The following is an 18701-nucleotide window of genomic DNA, read 5'->3' on the forward strand; positions in this document are numbered from 1 at the left end:
CAACTAGTCAATCTATAGCTATTTTTAATATTGACTGTTCCAGAGGATGCTGGGGTGAATGAAGGGCAAAAGAAACCAAAAGAACAATTTGACGGACATCTTAGGTGAAATCAAAAAAGTTCATCTGAGAAAAATCTGGAATAATGAACTTCCTATTCTTCCATCCTGAGCCTACCGAAGCCTGCCTGCTGTAAGCAGGGATCGCCAGTTTCCTCGTCTAGCTAAGAAAAAGAAAGACAATGTGCATCTAATTCAAGTCTCGCGACTCAGAACTCGGGACTCAAGACTTAATACAGCCTCTACCCCAGCCCTAAAGGGTGACAAATGCTAGAAGTTCGAATTCTAGACACAAGCCCAGATAATTTCTAATTCCTAAGTGACATTTGAATCATCGCAATACGCAATACTTAATACGCTTCTCAAGACTCGAGACTCAAGACTCAAGACTCAAGTCAAGACTTCCTACTAATCCAACTTAATCCTTCGAATCTCAATAGGCCCCCAATCCTCTACATTGAACTCACCGTTTGCATAGGCCGCCCATGGTGAATTGGCTAAATAATAAAAATATCCGTCTTTTAGTTGACCCAAGGTGGGCTCACCCAAGCTCTCTCCTCCTCTATTGATGACATGTTCCAAGTCAATAAAATTTCCTTCCTCATTCAAAAAATACTGCACCACCTTATACGGTTTGGTTCCGTTATGAATCGCGATCAGGCTATTCTTATAGGCATACAAGCCATCGATACCCTTTAACAAAATGCTCTCATCAGAAAAGATAGGTTCGATCTCACCCCATTCAATATCGATGCGATAAAGACCTTTGACGTAATCTGAGAAATAAAGAAACTTTTTGTCTTCAGATAAAGTCAGGCCCTGAAGATTGAAATGACTTAAACTGAGATCAAAAGACAATCGCGTGAATGCCCCTAATATCTGTGTGGTATCGGTATCATCCCTACTCAAAAAAGGCTCAAAGCTATTCGATAGCCATAGGCGCTGGCTACCGTCAGGTTCAATATCTCCAATGGTCGAACCTTCATCGTATTCAAGTCCTTGGAGGATCAACCCCGCTGACAGATCGACCTGTAGCACAATGGATTTTCCTTTGTCCAATGGCGTATAGCCCAACATCTCAGGCAATGCAGCAGTGGCCACCCACAAGGTGTTGGTGACCTCATCGATCTTCATGCCCATGACCCCATAAGGTGTCTCGAGCCAATTGACATAGCTGCCATCGGGCAGAAGTTTAACGATACGCTTTTCTCGTATACTGCCCAACAAGACCGTACCATCCGACAAGATCACAAAGCTTTCCGGGTGCAACTCGCTAGCCTCGACGCGCAAAAACACTTCATCGTAAACTTCCCTTCTGCTCAGCTCCTGTTGCAAGGTCAATAAACGGTCATAGCCGCGTCTGTCGCGAATTTCTTCAAAATCAGGGTCCTGATCAAAGGCAATGGTGGCATCCATCAAAAGCAATTGATTCAAGGTTTGGATCGCCCGTGTTTTCCGCTTATTCAGCGCATAGGCTTTGGCAAGTTCGTAAACAATGGTTGGTTCATTGGGCCTCAATTCATTAGCTGCCGTTAGATAAGACAGGTACGCCTCGTATGCTTTTTCCGATTTGGCTTGCTCCGCATCTTGGAGTAAACGCTGCAATTCTTGTGCTGATAAACTCTCACAAAGACAAAACAGACTGATCAAAAGCAAGGCAGGTCTCAACATCAGGGGAAGTTAAAAAAGATTTCACAGCCAAGCGAGGACTCTCCTGAAATCAGTCGTTGGAGGTGATTCGCTGGTATAAACTTCATAGAAATCAACAGACCCACCCTTCTAAAAGCCATAAATTCACTACCATTCATATAATCTTCTTGTGGGTCTTTTGGCATGGCCTATGAATACGTTAATTTGGTATGTTTAACACTTAGCTAAGAAATGAAAACTAATTACATCTTCAGAGGGCTCTTTAGTGCTCTCGTACTTTTAAGCACAGGCTGGCTTTCCGCCCAGCAAATTCCCGCGAATGTGGTCGAAAAGATCGAATTCCGCGAGATCGGTCCTACCCGTCAAGGTGGGCGTTATGTAGAATTCGCAGTGGTGGAAGAATCACCTAAAGTGATCTATGCGGCAACGGCCTCAGGTGGTCTTTGGAAGACAGTGAACAACGGGCAAAGTTGGCAACCGATCTTCGATAATGAGAACATCATTTCCATCGGTTCTGTTGCTGTGGATCAGCAAGATACGAGCATCGTATGGGTAGGAACGGGTGAAGCCAATAACTCAAGAAGTTCATACTGGGGCAATGGTATCTATAAGTCGACTGATGGCGGTGCTACCTGGACCAACATGGGCTTACCAGAATCTGGACACATCGGAAGGATCCGTATTGACCCAAACAACTCTGACGTGGTATACGTCGCAGCATTGGGCCACTTGTATTCAGATAATGAAGAAAGAGGCCTCTACAAAACCACAGATGGTGGCAAAACTTGGGATAAGGTGCTGGAAGTGAAAAAAGGGAAGAAATTCATTGGTGTGGTGGACGTAAGCATGAGTCCTGACGATCCCAACACCCTGATTGCTGCAGCATATGATAAGATCAGAACGCCTTGGACCTTCAATGAAGGAGGTGAGGGTTCTGCCATTTATAAGTCAACCGATGCCGGTAAGACATGGAAAAAATTAGGTGGCGGACTTCCAGGCGGTTTCCTAGGAAGAATCGGCGTTGCCCATGCACCGGGCAATAGCGATGTGGTCTATGCCAACATCGAAAACGTAAATGTTGAAGGTGTTTCTACCAAAGAGAGAAGAGAGCAACTTGAGGTTGGAATTCCATTGAAAAGAGGCCAGCAAGTTGCTGGAGTAGAAATGTATCGCTCAGATGATGGAGGTGAAAACTGGAGAAAGATCAGCCCTGATGGAGAAGATATCGGAGGAGCTCCTTCTTATTACTACCAGCAGGTTCGCGTAGATCCAAATGATGAAGACCATGTGTATGTCGTTGGTATTCGCGTCTGGGAATCAAAAGATGGCGGCGATAGCTGGGGTGTACCGTTCCGTTTTGGTGGCGACAACCACGCCATGTGGATAGATCCGGCCGATTCAGAGCACATGTTGCTCGGATATGATCACGGGATGGGCATCACTTATGACGCGGGTAAAACCTGGTACCATCCTGACGAAATTCCATTAGCACAGTTCTATGCTGTAGACGTTGATATGGCTTATCCTTACAATGTATACGGTGGATTACAAGATAACGGCTCAGTAAAAGGCCCAAGCACCACACGTGACGGACGTCCGATCACTATGGAAATGTGGTCAAGAGTTGGCGGTGGTGACGGCATGTACAACGTTCCTGACAAAAGCAATAACCGCTACTTATACAACGAGTCACAATTCGGTCCGATCCAACGATTAGACATGGAAACCGGTGAGAGCAAAAGCATTCGCTACAGAAACGCCAGGAACATGCGTTGGAACTGGAACTCTCCTATTGTTGTCTCTCAACACAACTCTGACGTGATCTATCATGCTGGAAACATGGTACTGAAGTCAACCTTTAGAGGTGAAAACTGGGAAGAGATCTCTCCTGATCTCACTAAAAATGACCCAGTTAAATCGGCCGGAACAGGCAATATCCAGTATGGAACCATTACTTCTTTAGAAGAATCTCCATTGAACGCTGACGAACTTTGGGTTGGTACCGATGATGGCAATGTGCAATTGACTCTTGATGGTGGTAAAAACTGGACAAAACTGAACGATAACATCACCGGTAACCCGGAATATTGGGTCAGTAGAATTGAAGCTTCTTCTCATTACGAAGGAACAGCATACCTAAGCTACACCGGGTACAGACGAGATGATTTCAGACCATTCCTTTACAAAACCACTGATCATGGTGCCACTTGGACCTCTATCTCCAATGGATTGCCAAATGAGCCCATCAATGTGATCCGTGAGGACCATAAAAATCCAGATCTCTTGTTCGTAGGAACTGAGTTGGGTGTGTACGCGAGTATTGACGGAGGTGCGAACTGGACCAAGTTCATGACCGGCATGCCGACAAATCCTGCCTACGATATGGTCATTCATCCTCGTGAAAATGAATTGGTCGTAGCGACACACGGTAGAGGAATCTTTATTGCGGACATTACGCCTCTTCAAGGCATGACAAAAGAGTCAATGAATGCCTCTGTCTCCTTGTTCGATGTACAACCTGCTGTTGATTACGTCAGTGGACTATCCAATAACTCAGCCTATACCAACTTCAATGGTGAAGCCAGACGTTTGGGATCTCACCTTTGGATGCACAGCAAAAATGCTGGCAAGGCGAAGGTCACCATTAAGCAAGGAATGAATGAAGTTTTCTGGGCTGAAATGGATATGGAAGCAGGATTGAACCACATGGTTTGGGGTTTCCAAAAAATCGTTGAAGAAAGAAGTGCAGAAGATCTTGAAGGATTCGCTGAACGATTTAGACGTTTTGGTATGTCAGAAGATGATATTGCCGCTCGTATGGAAGGCATGAGATACGTTACAGAACCTGCTCAGCCTGGTAACTACAAGGTGGTGGTTGAAATGAACGGCCAAACGGTAACAAAAGACCTTCAGGTCCTAAAAGATTATTGGAATAAATAAAAAACGAAACCTAATGAAAGCCTGTCTGCCTTAGCAAACAGGCTTTTTTTTTGAACACTTTTATTTGACAGCCTGTATTTCGATTGAACTTTTATTGTTAGGAAGTTTATGACTCTTCGTAGTCAAGAGCCGAGTCGGTCGACTCGGCTTTGTTCTCTATTTCAAAATCTTTAACAGGTCCTCCTCCCAATTGGCATAATTATTTCTTTATTTCGTGCGCAGAACAATCGGATATGAAAAAAGGAATAGTTGCATTGAGTTTTTTGGCCTTGCTACTGGGTTGTAAGAAAAACAGCACACCAAAAAGTGCAGATGGTTACTTTTTCGATTACAAGGTCAGAATTGATAATGACATCAATGAACCGACGATCATCAACGGATACTATGGACTCGTCAGAGAGTATAAGGGAGACTTTATGCCGGACCCTACCGCAACTACGCAACGAGAACCTAAAGTAGCCACGAACCGATTGGTTTTTTATGAAGCCGCATTCAAAGACGAGATTGCTGATGCTGCCATTGAAAGAAATGGCCGTACGTTCTACGACATGTCAAAGATCCGAAACCAAGAGATCGAACCGAAAATTTATATCTATCCTAACCGTAACGGATTCTATCAGATCGACACCAATGGCAAAAAATACATTGGCTTCATTCAGGTCAGTAAGCGCTTATTGTACCTGAATGGAGGGCTCACCGAATTCGGTGGACTCAACAATGAATTGATCAATTTTGACATGCGCATCGATTACGACGCCACATTCTAAGCTAGAATTCTCGAACAAAATGGCTTTCTTCGTTCGGTATGCATCGCTCCATGAAGGCCGTTAATCCTGCAATAGACTGGTTTACCTCCAAAGGATGGGAAGCCTATGCTTTTCAGCGAGAAGCATGGGAAGCCATTCTGAATAAGAAAAGTGGGCTGCTCAATGCACCAACAGGAAGCGGTAAGACCTATGCCATTTGGTTGGGCTGCGTAATGCAAGCCTTGGCCAGCTCCAAAAAACAAACCGGACTTCAGGTCATCTGGGTCACTCCTCTTCGAGCTTTGGCCAAAGACATTTGCCACAACATGCAATTGGCCTGCGACGAAATGGGCCTCGATTGGCAAGTGGGTTTGCGTACAGGAGATATCAGCCAAAAGGAAAGAGCTGCACAGAAACGTAAAATGCCTCAGGCACTGGTGACTACACCAGAAAGCATCCACGTTTTGCTTGCTCAAAAAGATGCACCAAACACCTTCAAGCACCTCCAAATGGTGGTCGTCGATGAATGGCATGAGCTCATTGGAGGAAAAAGAGGGGTTCAACTCGAACTCGCCTTGGCGTATTTCAGGCACTTGACCAAGGTGCCCATCCAAACTTGGGCCATTTCGGCCACCATTGGGAATTTGGAAGAAGCCACCAAGGTCCTTCTCGGAGACCTCTACCAAGATGCTGCCATCATCAAAGCCTACCTCGACAAGAAAATAGAAATAGCCTCTATCCTACCAAAATCAGTCAATGAATTGCCCTGGTCGGGACATCTTGGTACGAACCTATTGCGGCGCATCTTGCCGATTTTAGAAGAGAACACCTCTACCCTTCTCTTTACAAACGTGCGCTCTCAAACGGAGATATGGTACCAAAAACTAATGGAAGAAGCACCAGAATTGGCAGGATTGGTCGCCATGCACCACGGTAGTTTAGACATGGAGGTGCGTACCTGGGTAGAGAATGCCTTGCATGCGGGTAAGCTAAAATGCGTCGTATGCACATCAAGCTTAGATTTAGGTGTGGATTTTCACCCGGTTGACATGGTGATTCAAGTTGGTGGACCCAAAGGAATTGCGCGTTTTTTCCAGCGCGCAGGCAGAAGCGGTCATCAACCCGGCGCGACTAGCAAGATCTATTTTTTACCCACGCATTCACTCGAATTGATAGAAGCAGCCGTCTTGAAAGAAACGATCGCTAACAAGGAATTTGAGTCTCGCCATCCATTGACACGCTGTTATGATGTGCTCATACAGTATTTGGTGACCTTGGCAGTCGGCCCTGGTTTTTACCCAGAGGAAACACTGCAGCACATTCGAAAAAGCCATGCCTTTCAAGAACTTACGGATAAAGAATGGGATTGGTGCTTAACCTTTATCACTACCGGAGGCGCTTCACTTTCAGCTTACGATGAATATGCCAAGGTTGAAATTGAAGCCGACGGACGTTATAAGGTCAATAACCGAAGAACTGCCATGCGCCATCGCTTGTCCATGGGAACCATTGTCTCAGACCCCATGGTTAAGGTCAAGTATGTGAAAGGAAGTTACATCGGTACGGTAGAAGAAACCTTCATCGCCCAATTGAAAGAAGGTGATACCTTTTGGTTTGCCGGTCGAAATCTGGAGCTTGTTCGCGTCAAAGACATGACAGCGCAGGTCAAAAAATCAAACAAGAAAACAGGTCCTATACCACGATGGGGCGGTGGAAAAGCCTCCTTCAGCTCTTTGCTTTCCAATAAAATGCGGCAAAAGATAGAGGAAGCAGCGAATGGAAACTACAAGGGTCCGGAAATGTCTTGTTTAAGACCGCTTCTCGAAAAGCATCAACAGCTCTCACACCTGCCACAGTCGAATGAACTCCTCATCGAGCAGATCAAATCGGACGAAGGAACACACATTTATTTTTACCCCATGGAGGGCAAGTATGTGCATGATGTGTTGGCGGCACTGACAGCATACCGCATTTCCCTAAGTCAGCCCATCTCCTTTTCCATGGCGTCCAACGATTATGGCTTTGAACTATTAACGGATCAAAACGTCGAAGTAGAGGATTTTTTAGAATTGGACTTATTCAGTATGGAGGGCTTGATGGATGACCTAACCGCAAGCATCAACAATACGGAGATCGCCAAACGTAACTTCAGGGTCATCGCTTCAATCGCAGGACTCATTTTCCAAGGGTATCCGGGTAAATCGATGACCTTCAGGCATCTTCAGGCTTCATCAAGCATGATCTTTAAGGTTTTCGAAGATTATGACCCTGACAATCTTCTGCTCCAACAAGCCAAGGAAGAAGTGGTTTCACTTAATTTTGAAAAAGAGCGCCTCACTAAAGCCATCAAACGTATCAATGAACAACAATTCGTGATCAAACGCTTGAGGCAGCCCACCCCTTTCTGTTTTCCGATCATGGTCGATCGTTTACGCGAGAAGTTTACATCAGAAATGCTTTCAGAACGCATTGCCAAAATGCAATTGGTCTTCGACGAATAAAAATTCTCGATAGATCCAAACAATGCATTTCACCCGTATGTACATCTAGACATAGCGTATGTTTTAGTTGATAAAGGTTGGGAGCCTCGGGTCTATCGATCTGAGGCTCTTTTGTTTATTCCTCGACCTAACCGAAAGAATTACAATTTTTTTAGGCGACTAGATCCAAGCAGCTCATCAACTCCGTAGGTAGTATAAATCGAAAAATAACTACTTATGAAAAAACTAACCGCAACGTTAAAATTATGTATTGTCCTATTGGGCCTGATCATGCTCCATTCCTGTAGCGATGACGATCCTACACCGGCACCGCCACTGACCGGCCAACAAATGATGTTCAACTTGATGACCGTTGGAAACTCCGGTGTAATGGGTAATGCAACCTTTGCCATGAGAGAAGATGGCGCCACTGTTTTGACGCTTGCATTAACAGGAACATCTTCTGGAAATATGCATCCTGCACACATCCACTTCAACACAGCTGCTGAAGGAGGAGACATTGCCGTTGGACTCACACCTGTGGATGGAGCTACTGGTGAAAGCGTCACTGTAATCACTGATCTAGAAGATGGTACGAGCATTAGCTACTAAGAGCTGATCGAATTCGATGGCTACATCAACGTGCACAACAGCATAGACGATTTGGCTACCTTACTCGCCCAAGGAGATATCGGACAGAATGCGCTAACTGGTGAGTCAAAAGCCTATCCATTAGGTGAAAAAGACATCGATGGCGTAAGCGGAACGTTTAGCCTATTTGAACGACGAAATGGTGAGGCCTTGGGAATCGTCATGCTTGATGGCACCATGGCCGGCAACTCGCATCCTGGACATATTCACTTCAACTCAGCTGTAGAAGGTGGGGGCATTGCCTATTCTTTTGTGCCCGTAGACGGTTCAACCGGTCGTTCGGTGAATAACATCGCGATGCTTGACGATGGAACGATGATCACCTATGATCAATTGCTTGACTTTGATGGCTATGTGAACATTCACAACAGCGCAGACGACCTGGCTACATTGGCAGCGCAAGGAGATATCGGATCAAATGAATTGACCCGTGAAATGGTGAGCTATGCATTGAACGAAGTGGACCAAGCTGGAACCATGGGTACCATCACATTCATGGAAAGAAAAGACGGATCAACCCTGTCTACTATTGAATTGATGAATACAGTGGCCGGTGATATGAACCCGGGGCATATTCACGAAAATTCAGTAGCAGAAGGAGGAGGCATCCTGTTCACTTTTAATCCAGTGAATGGCGATACGGGTCTCTCAATGACCAACATTGGCATGCTTGATGATGGCACAATGATCACTTACGAGCAGCTATTGACCATTGACGGCTATGTGAATATCCACAAAAGTATGACCGAACTGGCCACATTGGTTGCCCAAGGCAACATCGGTGCAAACGTGAACTAATGACATCATACAATCTGGAAAGGTCGGCTTCTCTAAGGGAAGTCGGCCTTTTTTTATGCCTCCATACTTAGCTCGTCTTTGATTACTACCTATTTTTACCGCATGAAATTCTTTCGCCTCATTGCTATTCTTGAAGGCATCAGCTATCTCCTCTTACTGGGTGTCTGTGTGCCCCTAAAATACCTCTTCAATATCCCTGAACCGACCTATCCTGTTGGCTTGGCGCACGGTGTGCTCTTCGTCATGTATTACGGAATGGTGGTGTTTGTTGCCTTTAATCAAAAATGGAGTGCCAAGAACACCCTGTTGGCCTTGGTGGCTTCTCTTCTTCCCGTAGCTCCTTTTTATGTGGAGAAAAAACTACTCAGGCAAGCTGAATAAATCTCCAAACTTTTGTGAACCCTTTTGAAACTTGGTTGTTTCTAGTGTTTAATCTAAACAAGTCATGAGGTCACTACTCGCATTTTTTCTACTACTCACCATTCATGCATCTGCTCTAGCCTTTCAAGCTACCGGTACCCTTACTGGCTACGTTCGCAATGCCCGCTTGCAAGAATCCATACCGGGAGCTACAGTTTTGCTTGAAGGCACGCAACTCGGTGCTATCACCGATGAAAACGGCTTTTTCAGAATCAACAACGTTCCGGCAGAAACCTACACGGTTCAAGTCTCTTTTGTCGGCTACGAAACTGAAGTACGGTTTGGGGTGGTTGTGCGTTCTGGTGGCACACCTGACCTGATCTTTGAATTGAAAGAGTCAGTGGAAGAACTAGAGGAAGTTGTCGTGACGGCCAATCCCTTTAGAAAAACAGAAGAAACGCCGCTATCGATCCAAAAACTATCAAGAGAAGAAGTTGCCACCTATCCGGGAGGAAACAACGACATTGCCAAAGTGGTGCAATCTCTCCCGGGGGTACAAGGTTCAATTGGAGGGTTCAGAAACGACATCATTATCCGAGGTGGCGCCCCTAATGAAAACGTCTATTACCTCGACGGAATCGAGATTCCAAACATCAACCACTTCTCCACACAAGGGAGTGCCGGTGGTCCTGTCGGTCTATTGAACGTTAGTTTTTTCGAAGGCGTAACCCTTTCATCAAGTGCTTTTGGCGCCCAATACGACAACCCACTTTCGGGTGTTTTGCAATTTGATCAACGGAATGGCAACAACAGAAATTTCAAAGGGAATTTTCGCTTAAGCTCAAGTGAAAGTGCCTTTACCTTTGAAGGTCCCCTTTTCAAAAAAGGTGCAGAAACTGGAAATACGACCTTCATCGCCTCCGTTCGTCGGTCTTATCTGCAGCTTTTATTCACCTTGATCGATCTTCCCTTCCTTCCCGATTACTGGGATTATCAGTATAAGGTCAATCACAAGATCGATGACTACAATGAGATCATGATCACTGGAATCGGTTCGATCGACGATTTCCGCATCAATGTACCCGATGAGTATGATCCGGAACAGCAAGCCACGCTCGATCAGGTGCCTGTGATCCAACAACGCACCAATACCGTCGGGGTAAGCTGGACCAACCGGTTCAAAAATGGTTCTGGCTTTTTGAGAACTATCTTAAGTACGAATTACCTCGAGAACGAATTCAGACGTTATGAAGACAATGTCAGCGAGACAGGACTTTTCTTTGAAAACATCAGTTCAGAACAAGAAACCAAGCTTAGGGTAAACCATACCAAGTTCAAAAATGACTGGACCTTCACCTCTACTGCTAGTCTCCAGGCTGTGGGGTATGAAAACAACACATTTGACGTAGTGAATAATGTGAACTACAACACGGCTATTAATTTCCTGAAATATGGACTCTCGTATCAAGCATCAAACACCCGAGTGTTGCCGAGGTTAGGAATAAGTGTTGGGGCTCGAATTGATGGCAATAACTTCACAGATACCGGAAATGAACTTTGGAGAACCTTCAGCCCAAGAATTTCATTGAGCTACCAGCTAGACAAAGCAGAACGATGGAACCTGAATGCCTCAGCTGGTCGGTATTTTAAGATTCCGCCATACACGATCTTAGGTTTTCAGAACCTCACCGGTGAGTTCAGCAATCAAAATGCAGAGTATATCGAGAGCGACCACTTGGTGCTGGGCCTTGAGCATTTGCTCACGCCATCTTCCCGAATTACCGTTGAGGGTTTTTATAAGAAATATCGCAATTACCCGGTTTCAGTCATTGATTCTGTTTCTCTGGCCAACCTTGGAGGTGATTTCTCAGTGCTCGGCAACGAAGACATCGAAAGCGTGGGATTAGGTCGTACCTACGGTGTTGAATTCTTGTATCAGAAAAAATTCACCAATAACTATTACGCCATTCTCGCCTATACCCTCTTCTGGTCGGAATACACCGCCTTTGATGAAGACAACTACCTACCAAGTGCTTGGGATAGCCGCAACTTATTGACCTTTACCGGTGGGTATAAATTCGGTAATAACTGGGAAGTAAGTGCACGCGTTCGATACTTAGGAGAAACACCATTTGCTCCTGTTGATGAAGCAGCCACCTTGGCCAATTACCCGGCCATCATCAGAGACTACGAGCAGTTGGGAGCCGTTCGCCTCTCCACCTTCAACCAAACAGACCTTCGCGTAGACAAGAAGTGGAATTTTGACAATTGGACATTCAACGTATTCATCGAGATTCAAAACTTATTTGGACAAGATATTCCAAACGAACCGCAGTATGGACTTGATCGAGATCCCGATGGAACCATTACCTTGCCTGAAACATTGATACAAATACCGGCCGCAGATAACTCAAGTACTTTGCCGTCGATCGGGATTGTGATCGATTTTTAAGATGCCTTTTTATATCAAAGCATACTTCAAATTACTGGCAGCGATTTCACCTCGACTCGCAGCGCAGAAGATCTATGACTTTATGTCCAATCCAAGGCTCATCAAGCTGCGCGATTTTGAACTAGACATGCTGGCAAAAGCGGAAAAGACCACATTAGACTTCAGAGGATTCCGTATTCAACGCTACCAATGGGGACAAAGTGAAAGAACATGCTTATGCATACATGGCTGGGAAGGCCAAGCTGGGAATTTTGGAGGCATGATCGACACCTTGCTCGATCTAGGCTACCAAGTGATCGCATTCGATGGGCCTTCGCATGGAGCAAGCTCCAAAGGAAGAACATCGTTTTTTGATTTCATCGACCTAGCAGAACAGATTGCACTCGAGGATAAGCCGGAATTGATCATCAGCCATTCCTTCGGAAGTATTGTTACCTCCTCTTTCTTGAGAAAACGCCCGTCATTCCGATTAAAGCATTGGGTCATGATCACTTCTCCTCTGAGTGCTAGAGAACGGATGAATGATTTTACCATTCCACTTGGCGTGACACAAGAAGTTGTAGAAGCCCTGGTGAAATTAATTGAAGACGAATACAACGAGTCCATTGAAGACCTAAATGTCCCCAAGTTTGTAGCAGAACTTCAAAATGTGACGCAATTGACCATGATCCATGGTCTTGCGGACAGTGTTTTGCCCTACTCTTTCTCTGAAAAAATACAGCAAGGTTTTGAGGGAGCCGAACTCATCGGGCTTGAAGGACTTGGGCATTACCGAATCCTATGGTCTGAGCAAATTCAGAAGGTGCTAAAAAACAAACTTACTATATGACCAATTCGCTGCGTAAATTTCTGAAGATCTCTTGTGGAATTAGTACGATTTCATTCCTGATCAGCTTGTTTTATCTTCTTTACGGCAACGATGTACAGCGTGACCCAGACCGAATGCTATTCAGCATGCTCTTGGTCATCTTTACAGCAGTGGCCTCCATCATTCAAGCCTTGATACTCTATTTTTTGCACAATGGAGAAGAAAAAACTCCTTGATCTATAGACTGGTCTTTGTCCAAATGACGGTCCTTCCAAACATGGGCGAACCTATATAGCCACGCACCTCGAGTTTCCCTCTTTTTAATCGCATGCGGCAAGCGTAGGTTTTACCCTCTTTCGGATCGTAGATCTCTCCATCCTCCCATTGATCATCGTCAAACACAAAACCTGACACCAGGTTCAAGCCGATCAAAGGACGCGAACGCAGCGACCTCTCAGGATTTTCGGTATCCGTTATCGGTTTTCCGTTTTTATCATAAGGGTCCGCTAACCAAACGATCTTACCATTGTATCTCCCCCCTTCTTTGTAGATCTTGATTTTGGCTTGGGCATCATCGGTCAGCCAATAACCCAGCACATCATCGGCGCGCTGAGCGTTGAGAAACGAAGGAATTAAAAGTAAAAAAAGGGAAAATGCTTTCATGCTATAGGAATACATTTTTGTTTCGATATTCGATGCGAAGAAATGACAGAACGAGGAATCAACCATAAGGTTTGTGAAGAAACATTTCACCTCCTTCCAGAAAAAGCGATTTTTTGGGCAGAAAAACAGCTATTGATCCTGGCTGATCTTCATTTGGGAAAAGCAGGACACTTTCGGAAATCAGGCATCCCTGTTTCTGATTTGGTACATGCAAAAGACATGCTGAATCTGGACCGATTGATCAAAAAAGTACGCCCTGCACATGTCGTTTTTCTAGGCGATCTTTTCCATAGTGAGCAGAATCAAAGCTGGCCGGCCTTTAAACATTGGATGCAATCCATGGCTCCATTGACCTTTACCTTAGTTCTGGGCAACCATGACGTATTGCCTGCTCATGAGTACCAGTTGTCCAACTTAGATGTTGTCAATCAATTGCGAATCCCTCCTTTCCTCTTCACACACATCCCCGAAAGCACCAGTTTGTATAATATTGCCGGGCATGTACATCCAGCCATTCGATTGAAAGGTAAAGGCAGACAAAGTTTGAAGGCCCCATGCTTCCATTTCGATGACCTGCGAGGCTTAATGCCAGCCTTTGGTGCTTTTACCGGTACTGCCCAACTTCAGGTCAAAGCAAGTGATCAGGTTTTTGTGGTTGCAGACGATCAAGTCATTCGTGTCAATTGAACCGAAGGCCTTAAACAATATTAACATTCAGCCTCAGTTTATCTTTTGAATTAATTAGTATTTTTGAACGAAAAAGAGGGAATTGAAGCAAGAACGAAAAAGAGTAAAACCGAAGAAAAAGCTAGGCGCCTACCACTACGGAAGTGTACTATTCAGCGTAACCTTGGCCCTATTTGTGATCGGACTATTTGGTTTGCTGCTCTTGCAGGCCAACAAGCTCACCTCTGTCATCAAACAAAACATTGAGTTACAGGTCTACCTCAACAAAGAGCTGAGTCAGAACCAATTGAATCGAATCGCCTCTGAACTCAAAAACGCTCCTTATACTAACCGAGATGAAGAGCGTCAGGAAGCCGCCATTCGCTTTATATCTGAAGAAGACGCTGCCAAGCAGTTTGTGGAAGAGACTGGAGAAGAATTTTCAGACTTTCTCGGAGAAAACCCGCTGAGAGCCGCCTATGTGATCAACTTAAATCCCTCCTATCAGACCAACCAGAAAATGGATAGTGTCAGTCGGGTAATCGAAGGGATCAATGGCGTTTTTGAAGTGACTTATGTAAAGAATTTGGCCGACTCCATTACCGAGAACATGACAAAGGTCTCCTTGGTTTTGATTGGAATTGCCACCCTAATGATCGTAGTGGTGACCTTACTGATCAACAACACCATTAAATTGGCTTTATTCTCGCAGCGCTTTCTCATTCGAAGTATGCAATTGGTTGGCGCCAAAAGTAGTTTCATCAGAAGACCCTTTTTAAAAAGATCCTTTACCTATGGTGCAGTTTCGGGTGTACTCGCCTCAGGATTGCTCTATGGAATTCTTACTTTCGCCAATCAAAAGGTTGAGCGACTGGAAGAATTACAACAAATTGAGATGATCCTGTTGCTTTTTGTGGTCTTGATCGCCTTGGGTGCAGTCATTTCGTACGCCAGCACGGCTCGAGCCATGAACAAATACTTAAATATGTCGCTAGACGAACTTTATTAATATGCCAGATAAGAAGAATAAATTCGCTTTCACTAAAGAAAACTATCGTTGGATGCTCATCGGCTTGGCCGTTTTGGTGTCAGGGTTCATTCTGATGTCTCTGGACAGCACCAGACATGGCCAGGGTGTTCTCGGCCTATGGGTGGGTCCCATCGTGATCATGGCCGGGTTCATCATCGAGTTTTATGCCATCTTTAAAAAGTCAAGCGTCGATCAATGACCATTGTTGAAGCGATCATTTTAGGCATTGTCCAAGGCCTAACCGAATTTCTACCGGTAAGCAGTAGCGGACACCTGGAGTTAACCAAAGTGATCTTTGGAGACAATTCGGTTCCCGAGGAAAGTCTGATGATGACGGTCGTACTACATGCGGCTACGGCGCTCAGCACAATAGTCATCTTCAGAAAAGATATTGCCACTTTACTGACGGGTCTTTTTCAATTCAAGAACAACGAGCAGTTCCGCTATTCGCTAAACATTGTGCTGTCGATGATACCGGCAGCTGCTGTGGGCGTACTTTTTGAAGAACAAATCGATCAGCTCTTCGGAGGAAGGGTATTGCTAGTCGGTGTGATGCTGCTATTTACGGGTTCGCTCCTTTTCTTAGCCGACAAAGCAAAGGATACCCTCAATTCCGTGACAACGAAAAGCGCCCTATTGATTGGTATTGCACAAGCCATTGCCATTATGCCGGGCATCTCACGTTCCGGAGCCACCATATCCACCTCAGTTTTGTTAGGTATAGACCGGGCAAAGGCGGCACGATTCTCTTTTTTAATGGTGGTGCCCCTCATCTTAGGTAAAATGGCAAAAGACATCCTGAGCGGAGAGTTGGCCAGTACCCAAACAGATACCACCGTACTCTTAGCGGGCTTTGGCGCGGCCTTTCTTGCGGGCCTAATTGCTTGCCAATGGATGATCAAACTGGTCAGAAAAAGTCAATTGAAGTATTTTTCATTCTATTGCTATGCCGTTGGCCTGGTAGCAATTGCCTATGCCCTATTGAGTTGATGCTATCCCTCGACCCTGACCTTAGTCTACAAGAGAATTTTCTTCAAGGCAAAGTCCTACTCATCGACAAACCCTTAGATTGGACCTCGTTTGACGTGGTCAAAAAAGTACGGAATGCCATTAAGATCAAGAAAGTGGGGCATGCAGGGACCTTAGATCCCTTAGCGAGCGGACTGTTGATCGTTTGTACGGGTAAAAAAACCAAGACGATCGAGTCATTGATGGCTGAAGAAAAAGAATACACCGGCACCATTACCCTAGGTGCGACAACTCCCACCTACGACCTCGAAAGCGAACCTGAGAATTTTCAGCCTTTCGACCACATAAGTGAAGAGCTTATTGAAGAAGCCAGAAAAAAATTTCTTGGCGACCTGATGCAAATGCCTCCCATTTATTCAGCCATAAAGATCAAAGGCACAAGACTTTATGACCTCGCCCGAAGGGGTGAAAAAGTGGACTTAAAACCCAGGCCCGTCACTATTTCAGCATTTGAGCTAACAAAGATCGCGCTTCCGAGTATTGAGTTTAGGGTGGTCTGTTCCAAAGGGACCTACATCAGAAGTTTGGCACATGATTTTGGAGAACTTTTACAAGTTGGTGGGTATTTATCTGCACTCAGAAGAACTAAAATTGGTAACTTTGAGGTTAAAGACGCTTATGAGCTACCGCTACTTATTGATACCATAAAAGCATTCAATGAAAATTCACCTGGGAACTGAGAAGATTGAGGAGATTAAAAATGCGGTGGTTACCAGCGGCACTTTCGATGGAGTGCATCTCGGTCATCAGAAAATATTAGACCGTGTGAATAGATTGGCCAAAAGCATCGATGGTGAATCTGTCCTGATCACCTACTGGCCTCATCCACGTTTGGTATTGCGACCATGGGATAATTCCCTGCAACTACTGAGTACTTTTCCTGAAAAAGCCAACCTGCTCGAGCATTACGGAATCGACCATTTGATAAAAATTCCTTTTACCCATGAATTTGCCGACATGTCGCCCGAAGATTATGTCCGCATCATTTTGGCTGAACGCATCAGTACCAAAAAAATGGTGATCGGCTATGACCACCGTTTTGGAAAAGACCGTTCAGGAGGACTCCCTGAGCTGCAGCGGCTCGCCCCTACTTATGGCTTTGAGGTGGAAGAAATCTCAAGGCAGGACATCGATGAGATCGGCATTAGCTCGACAAAAACGCGTCGTGCCTTGGAAAGTGGTGAAGTAGCAACAGCCAATGCATTCTTGGGAAGACCTTACAGTATCTCAGGAGTGGTTTCGCGTGGAAGCCAAAACGGCAGAAAACTCGGCTACCCTACTGCCAACATCCGAATCAAGGAAAACTACAAATTGATACCAGCCGATGGTGTCTATGCCGTAAAGGTCTGTAGTAAATACAAAAAGCTAGATGGCATGTTAAACATAGGCCATCGCCCAACAGTAGGCGGTGACCATAAAACCATCGAAGTCCATATCTTTGAATTCAATGACGACATTTACGATGCTGAGATCAGCATTCAATTCATCGAACGCGTCAGAGAGGAACAAAAATTTGAATCGCTCGACCATCTTAAACAACAGTTGAAACAAGACGAAAAAGAGGTAAAAGCGATCTTAGTAAACTATAAAGAAACGTTATGATCAATAAAGTTTGCGCCAATGCCGAAGAGGCAACACATGACATTCCGGACAACGCCACGTTAATGCTTGGCGGTTTTGGATTGTGCGGGATTCCCGAAAATTCCATTGCAGCATTGATCAAAAAAGGTGTGACAGGCTTGACCTGTATTTCAAATAATGCCGGAGTAGATGACTTTGGAATCGGTTTGATGCTCAAAACCAAGCAAGTCAAAAAAATGATGTCTTCCTATGTTGGTGAGAATGCCGAATTCGAAAGGCAATTATTGTCCGGAGAACTTGAAGTGGATCTGATCCCGCAAGGAACACTGGCCGAACGCATCAGAGCCGGAGGAGCAGGTATCCCAGCCTTTTTCACACCGGCGGGCTATGGAACTGAGGTTGCTGAAGGCAAAGAGGTGCGTGAGTATGAAGGCAAAAAATACTTATTGGAAGAATGGCTCCGTGCCGATTTTTCATTGGTAAAAGCCTGGAAGGGTGATAAATCGGGAAACTTGGTTTTTAAGGGCACGGCCAGAAACTTTAATCCCATCATGGCTGCCGCAGGCAAAATCACGATCGCCGAAGTAGAAGAGCTGGTAGAGGTGGGTGAATTAGACCCGAATGAGATCCATACACCGGGAATTTATGTGCAGCGCATCTTTGAAGGTCACGATTACGAAAAAAGAATAGAGCAACGCACGACTCGAATTAAGTGATGAGATGATTCCTTGGGATAAGGCTCTTTGAGCATGTTGTCAAACAAAAATCATCAAATCAACAAAAAACCAAA

At 45.0% G+C, this 18701-nt stretch carries 18 protein-coding genes; 16 read left to right on the forward strand and 2 right to left on the reverse strand.

Features of this window, described 5'->3' with window-relative positions; genetic code table 11:
- Positions 1-465: 465 nt before the first annotated feature.
- On the reverse strand, positions 466-1728 hold the full coding sequence (locus AC2D6U_RS06160; protein WP_484720074.1) for a hypothetical protein: 1263 nt from the start codon (positions 1726-1728) through the stop codon (positions 466-468).
- 210 nt (positions 1729-1938) lie between these two features.
- Here AC2D6U_RS06160 and AC2D6U_RS06165 point away from each other — a divergent pair, with 210 nt between their 5' ends.
- From AC2D6U_RS06165 to AC2D6U_RS06205, 9 genes are all read left to right on the forward strand, one after another.
- Complete coding sequence (locus AC2D6U_RS06165; RefSeq protein ID WP_484720075.1) at positions 1939-4647, forward strand: WD40/YVTN/BNR-like repeat-containing protein; 2709 nt, start codon at positions 1939-1941, stop codon at positions 4645-4647.
- A 233-nt stretch (positions 4648-4880) separates the two neighbouring features.
- A complete protein-coding gene (locus AC2D6U_RS06170) occupies positions 4881-5414 on the forward strand; it encodes a hypothetical protein (RefSeq protein WP_484720076.1) in 534 nt (177 codons plus the stop codon).
- 38 nt (positions 5415-5452) lie between these two features.
- A complete protein-coding gene (locus AC2D6U_RS06175) occupies positions 5453-7894 on the forward strand; it encodes a ligase-associated DNA damage response DEXH box helicase (RefSeq protein WP_484720077.1) in 2442 nt (813 codons plus the stop codon).
- Positions 7895-8110: 216 nt separating this feature from the next.
- A complete protein-coding gene (locus tag AC2D6U_RS06180) occupies positions 8111-8485 on the forward strand; it encodes a hypothetical protein (RefSeq protein ID WP_484720078.1) in 375 nt (124 codons plus the stop codon).
- Positions 8486-8515: 30 nt separating this feature from the next.
- A complete protein-coding gene (locus tag AC2D6U_RS06185) occupies positions 8516-9322 on the forward strand; it encodes a CHRD domain-containing protein (protein ID WP_484720079.1) in 807 nt (268 codons plus the stop codon).
- Between the two features lie 102 nt (positions 9323-9424).
- Positions 9425-9703, forward strand: coding sequence for a DUF3817 domain-containing protein (locus AC2D6U_RS06190; protein WP_484720080.1), 279 nt, complete (start codon positions 9425-9427; stop codon positions 9701-9703).
- Positions 9704-9767: 64 nt separating this feature from the next.
- Positions 9768-12134: a TonB-dependent receptor gene (locus tag AC2D6U_RS06195; RefSeq protein ID WP_484720081.1), complete on the forward strand. Its 2367-nt coding sequence runs from the start codon at positions 9768-9770 to the stop codon at positions 12132-12134.
- 1 nt (position 12135) lies between these two features.
- Positions 12136-12963 (forward strand): alpha/beta fold hydrolase, encoded by an 828-nt coding sequence (locus AC2D6U_RS06200; protein ID WP_484720082.1) that lies wholly within the window; start codon positions 12136-12138, stop codon positions 12961-12963.
- Positions 12960-13178 carry a hypothetical protein gene (locus tag AC2D6U_RS06205; RefSeq protein ID WP_484720083.1) on the forward strand — a complete coding sequence of 73 codons (219 nt, stop codon included), beginning with the start codon at positions 12960-12962 and terminating at the stop codon, positions 13176-13178. The genes AC2D6U_RS06200 and AC2D6U_RS06205 overlap by 4 nt, the downstream gene beginning before the upstream one ends.
- A gap of 1 nt (position 13179) precedes the next feature.
- Here the strand turns inward: AC2D6U_RS06205 and AC2D6U_RS06210 are convergent, their stop codons facing one another.
- Positions 13180-13605, reverse strand: coding sequence for a DUF2147 domain-containing protein (locus tag AC2D6U_RS06210; protein WP_484720084.1), 426 nt, complete (start codon positions 13603-13605; stop codon positions 13180-13182).
- A gap of 42 nt (positions 13606-13647) precedes the next feature.
- Here AC2D6U_RS06210 and pdeM point away from each other — a divergent pair, with 42 nt between their 5' ends.
- The 7 genes from pdeM to AC2D6U_RS06245 all read left to right on the forward strand — a co-directional run bounded on the left by pdeM (position 13648) and on the right by AC2D6U_RS06245 (position 18627).
- On the forward strand, positions 13648-14292 hold the full coding sequence (pdeM, locus tag AC2D6U_RS06215; RefSeq protein ID WP_484720085.1) for a ligase-associated DNA damage response endonuclease PdeM: 645 nt from the start codon (positions 13648-13650) through the stop codon (positions 14290-14292).
- Positions 14293-14374: 82 nt separating this feature from the next.
- Positions 14375-15280: a cell division protein FtsX gene (locus AC2D6U_RS06220; RefSeq protein WP_484720086.1), complete on the forward strand. Its 906-nt coding sequence runs from the start codon at positions 14375-14377 to the stop codon at positions 15278-15280.
- A gap of 1 nt (position 15281) precedes the next feature.
- Positions 15282-15500 carry a DUF3098 domain-containing protein gene (locus AC2D6U_RS06225; protein ID WP_484720087.1) on the forward strand — a complete coding sequence of 73 codons (219 nt, stop codon included), beginning with the start codon at positions 15282-15284 and terminating at the stop codon, positions 15498-15500.
- Complete coding sequence (locus tag AC2D6U_RS06230) at positions 15497-16291, forward strand: undecaprenyl-diphosphate phosphatase (RefSeq protein WP_484720088.1); 795 nt, start codon at positions 15497-15499, stop codon at positions 16289-16291. The genes AC2D6U_RS06225 and AC2D6U_RS06230 overlap by 4 nt, the downstream gene beginning before the upstream one ends.
- Positions 16291-17010, forward strand: coding sequence for a tRNA pseudouridine(55) synthase TruB (gene truB / locus AC2D6U_RS06235; RefSeq protein ID WP_484720089.1), 720 nt, complete (start codon positions 16291-16293; stop codon positions 17008-17010). Before AC2D6U_RS06230 ends, truB begins: the two co-directional genes overlap by 1 nt.
- On the forward strand, positions 16988-17932 hold the full coding sequence (locus AC2D6U_RS06240) for a bifunctional riboflavin kinase/FAD synthetase (RefSeq protein WP_484720090.1): 945 nt from the start codon (positions 16988-16990) through the stop codon (positions 17930-17932). The genes truB and AC2D6U_RS06240 overlap by 23 nt, the downstream gene beginning before the upstream one ends.
- Entirely contained in the window at positions 17929-18627 is a 699-nt protein-coding gene (locus AC2D6U_RS06245; RefSeq protein WP_484720091.1) for a CoA transferase subunit A, read from the forward strand. The genes AC2D6U_RS06240 and AC2D6U_RS06245 overlap by 4 nt, the downstream gene beginning before the upstream one ends.
- The last annotated feature ends 74 nt before the right edge of the window (positions 18628-18701 follow it).

Source organism: Roseivirga sp. YIW32 (assembly GCF_057219245.1).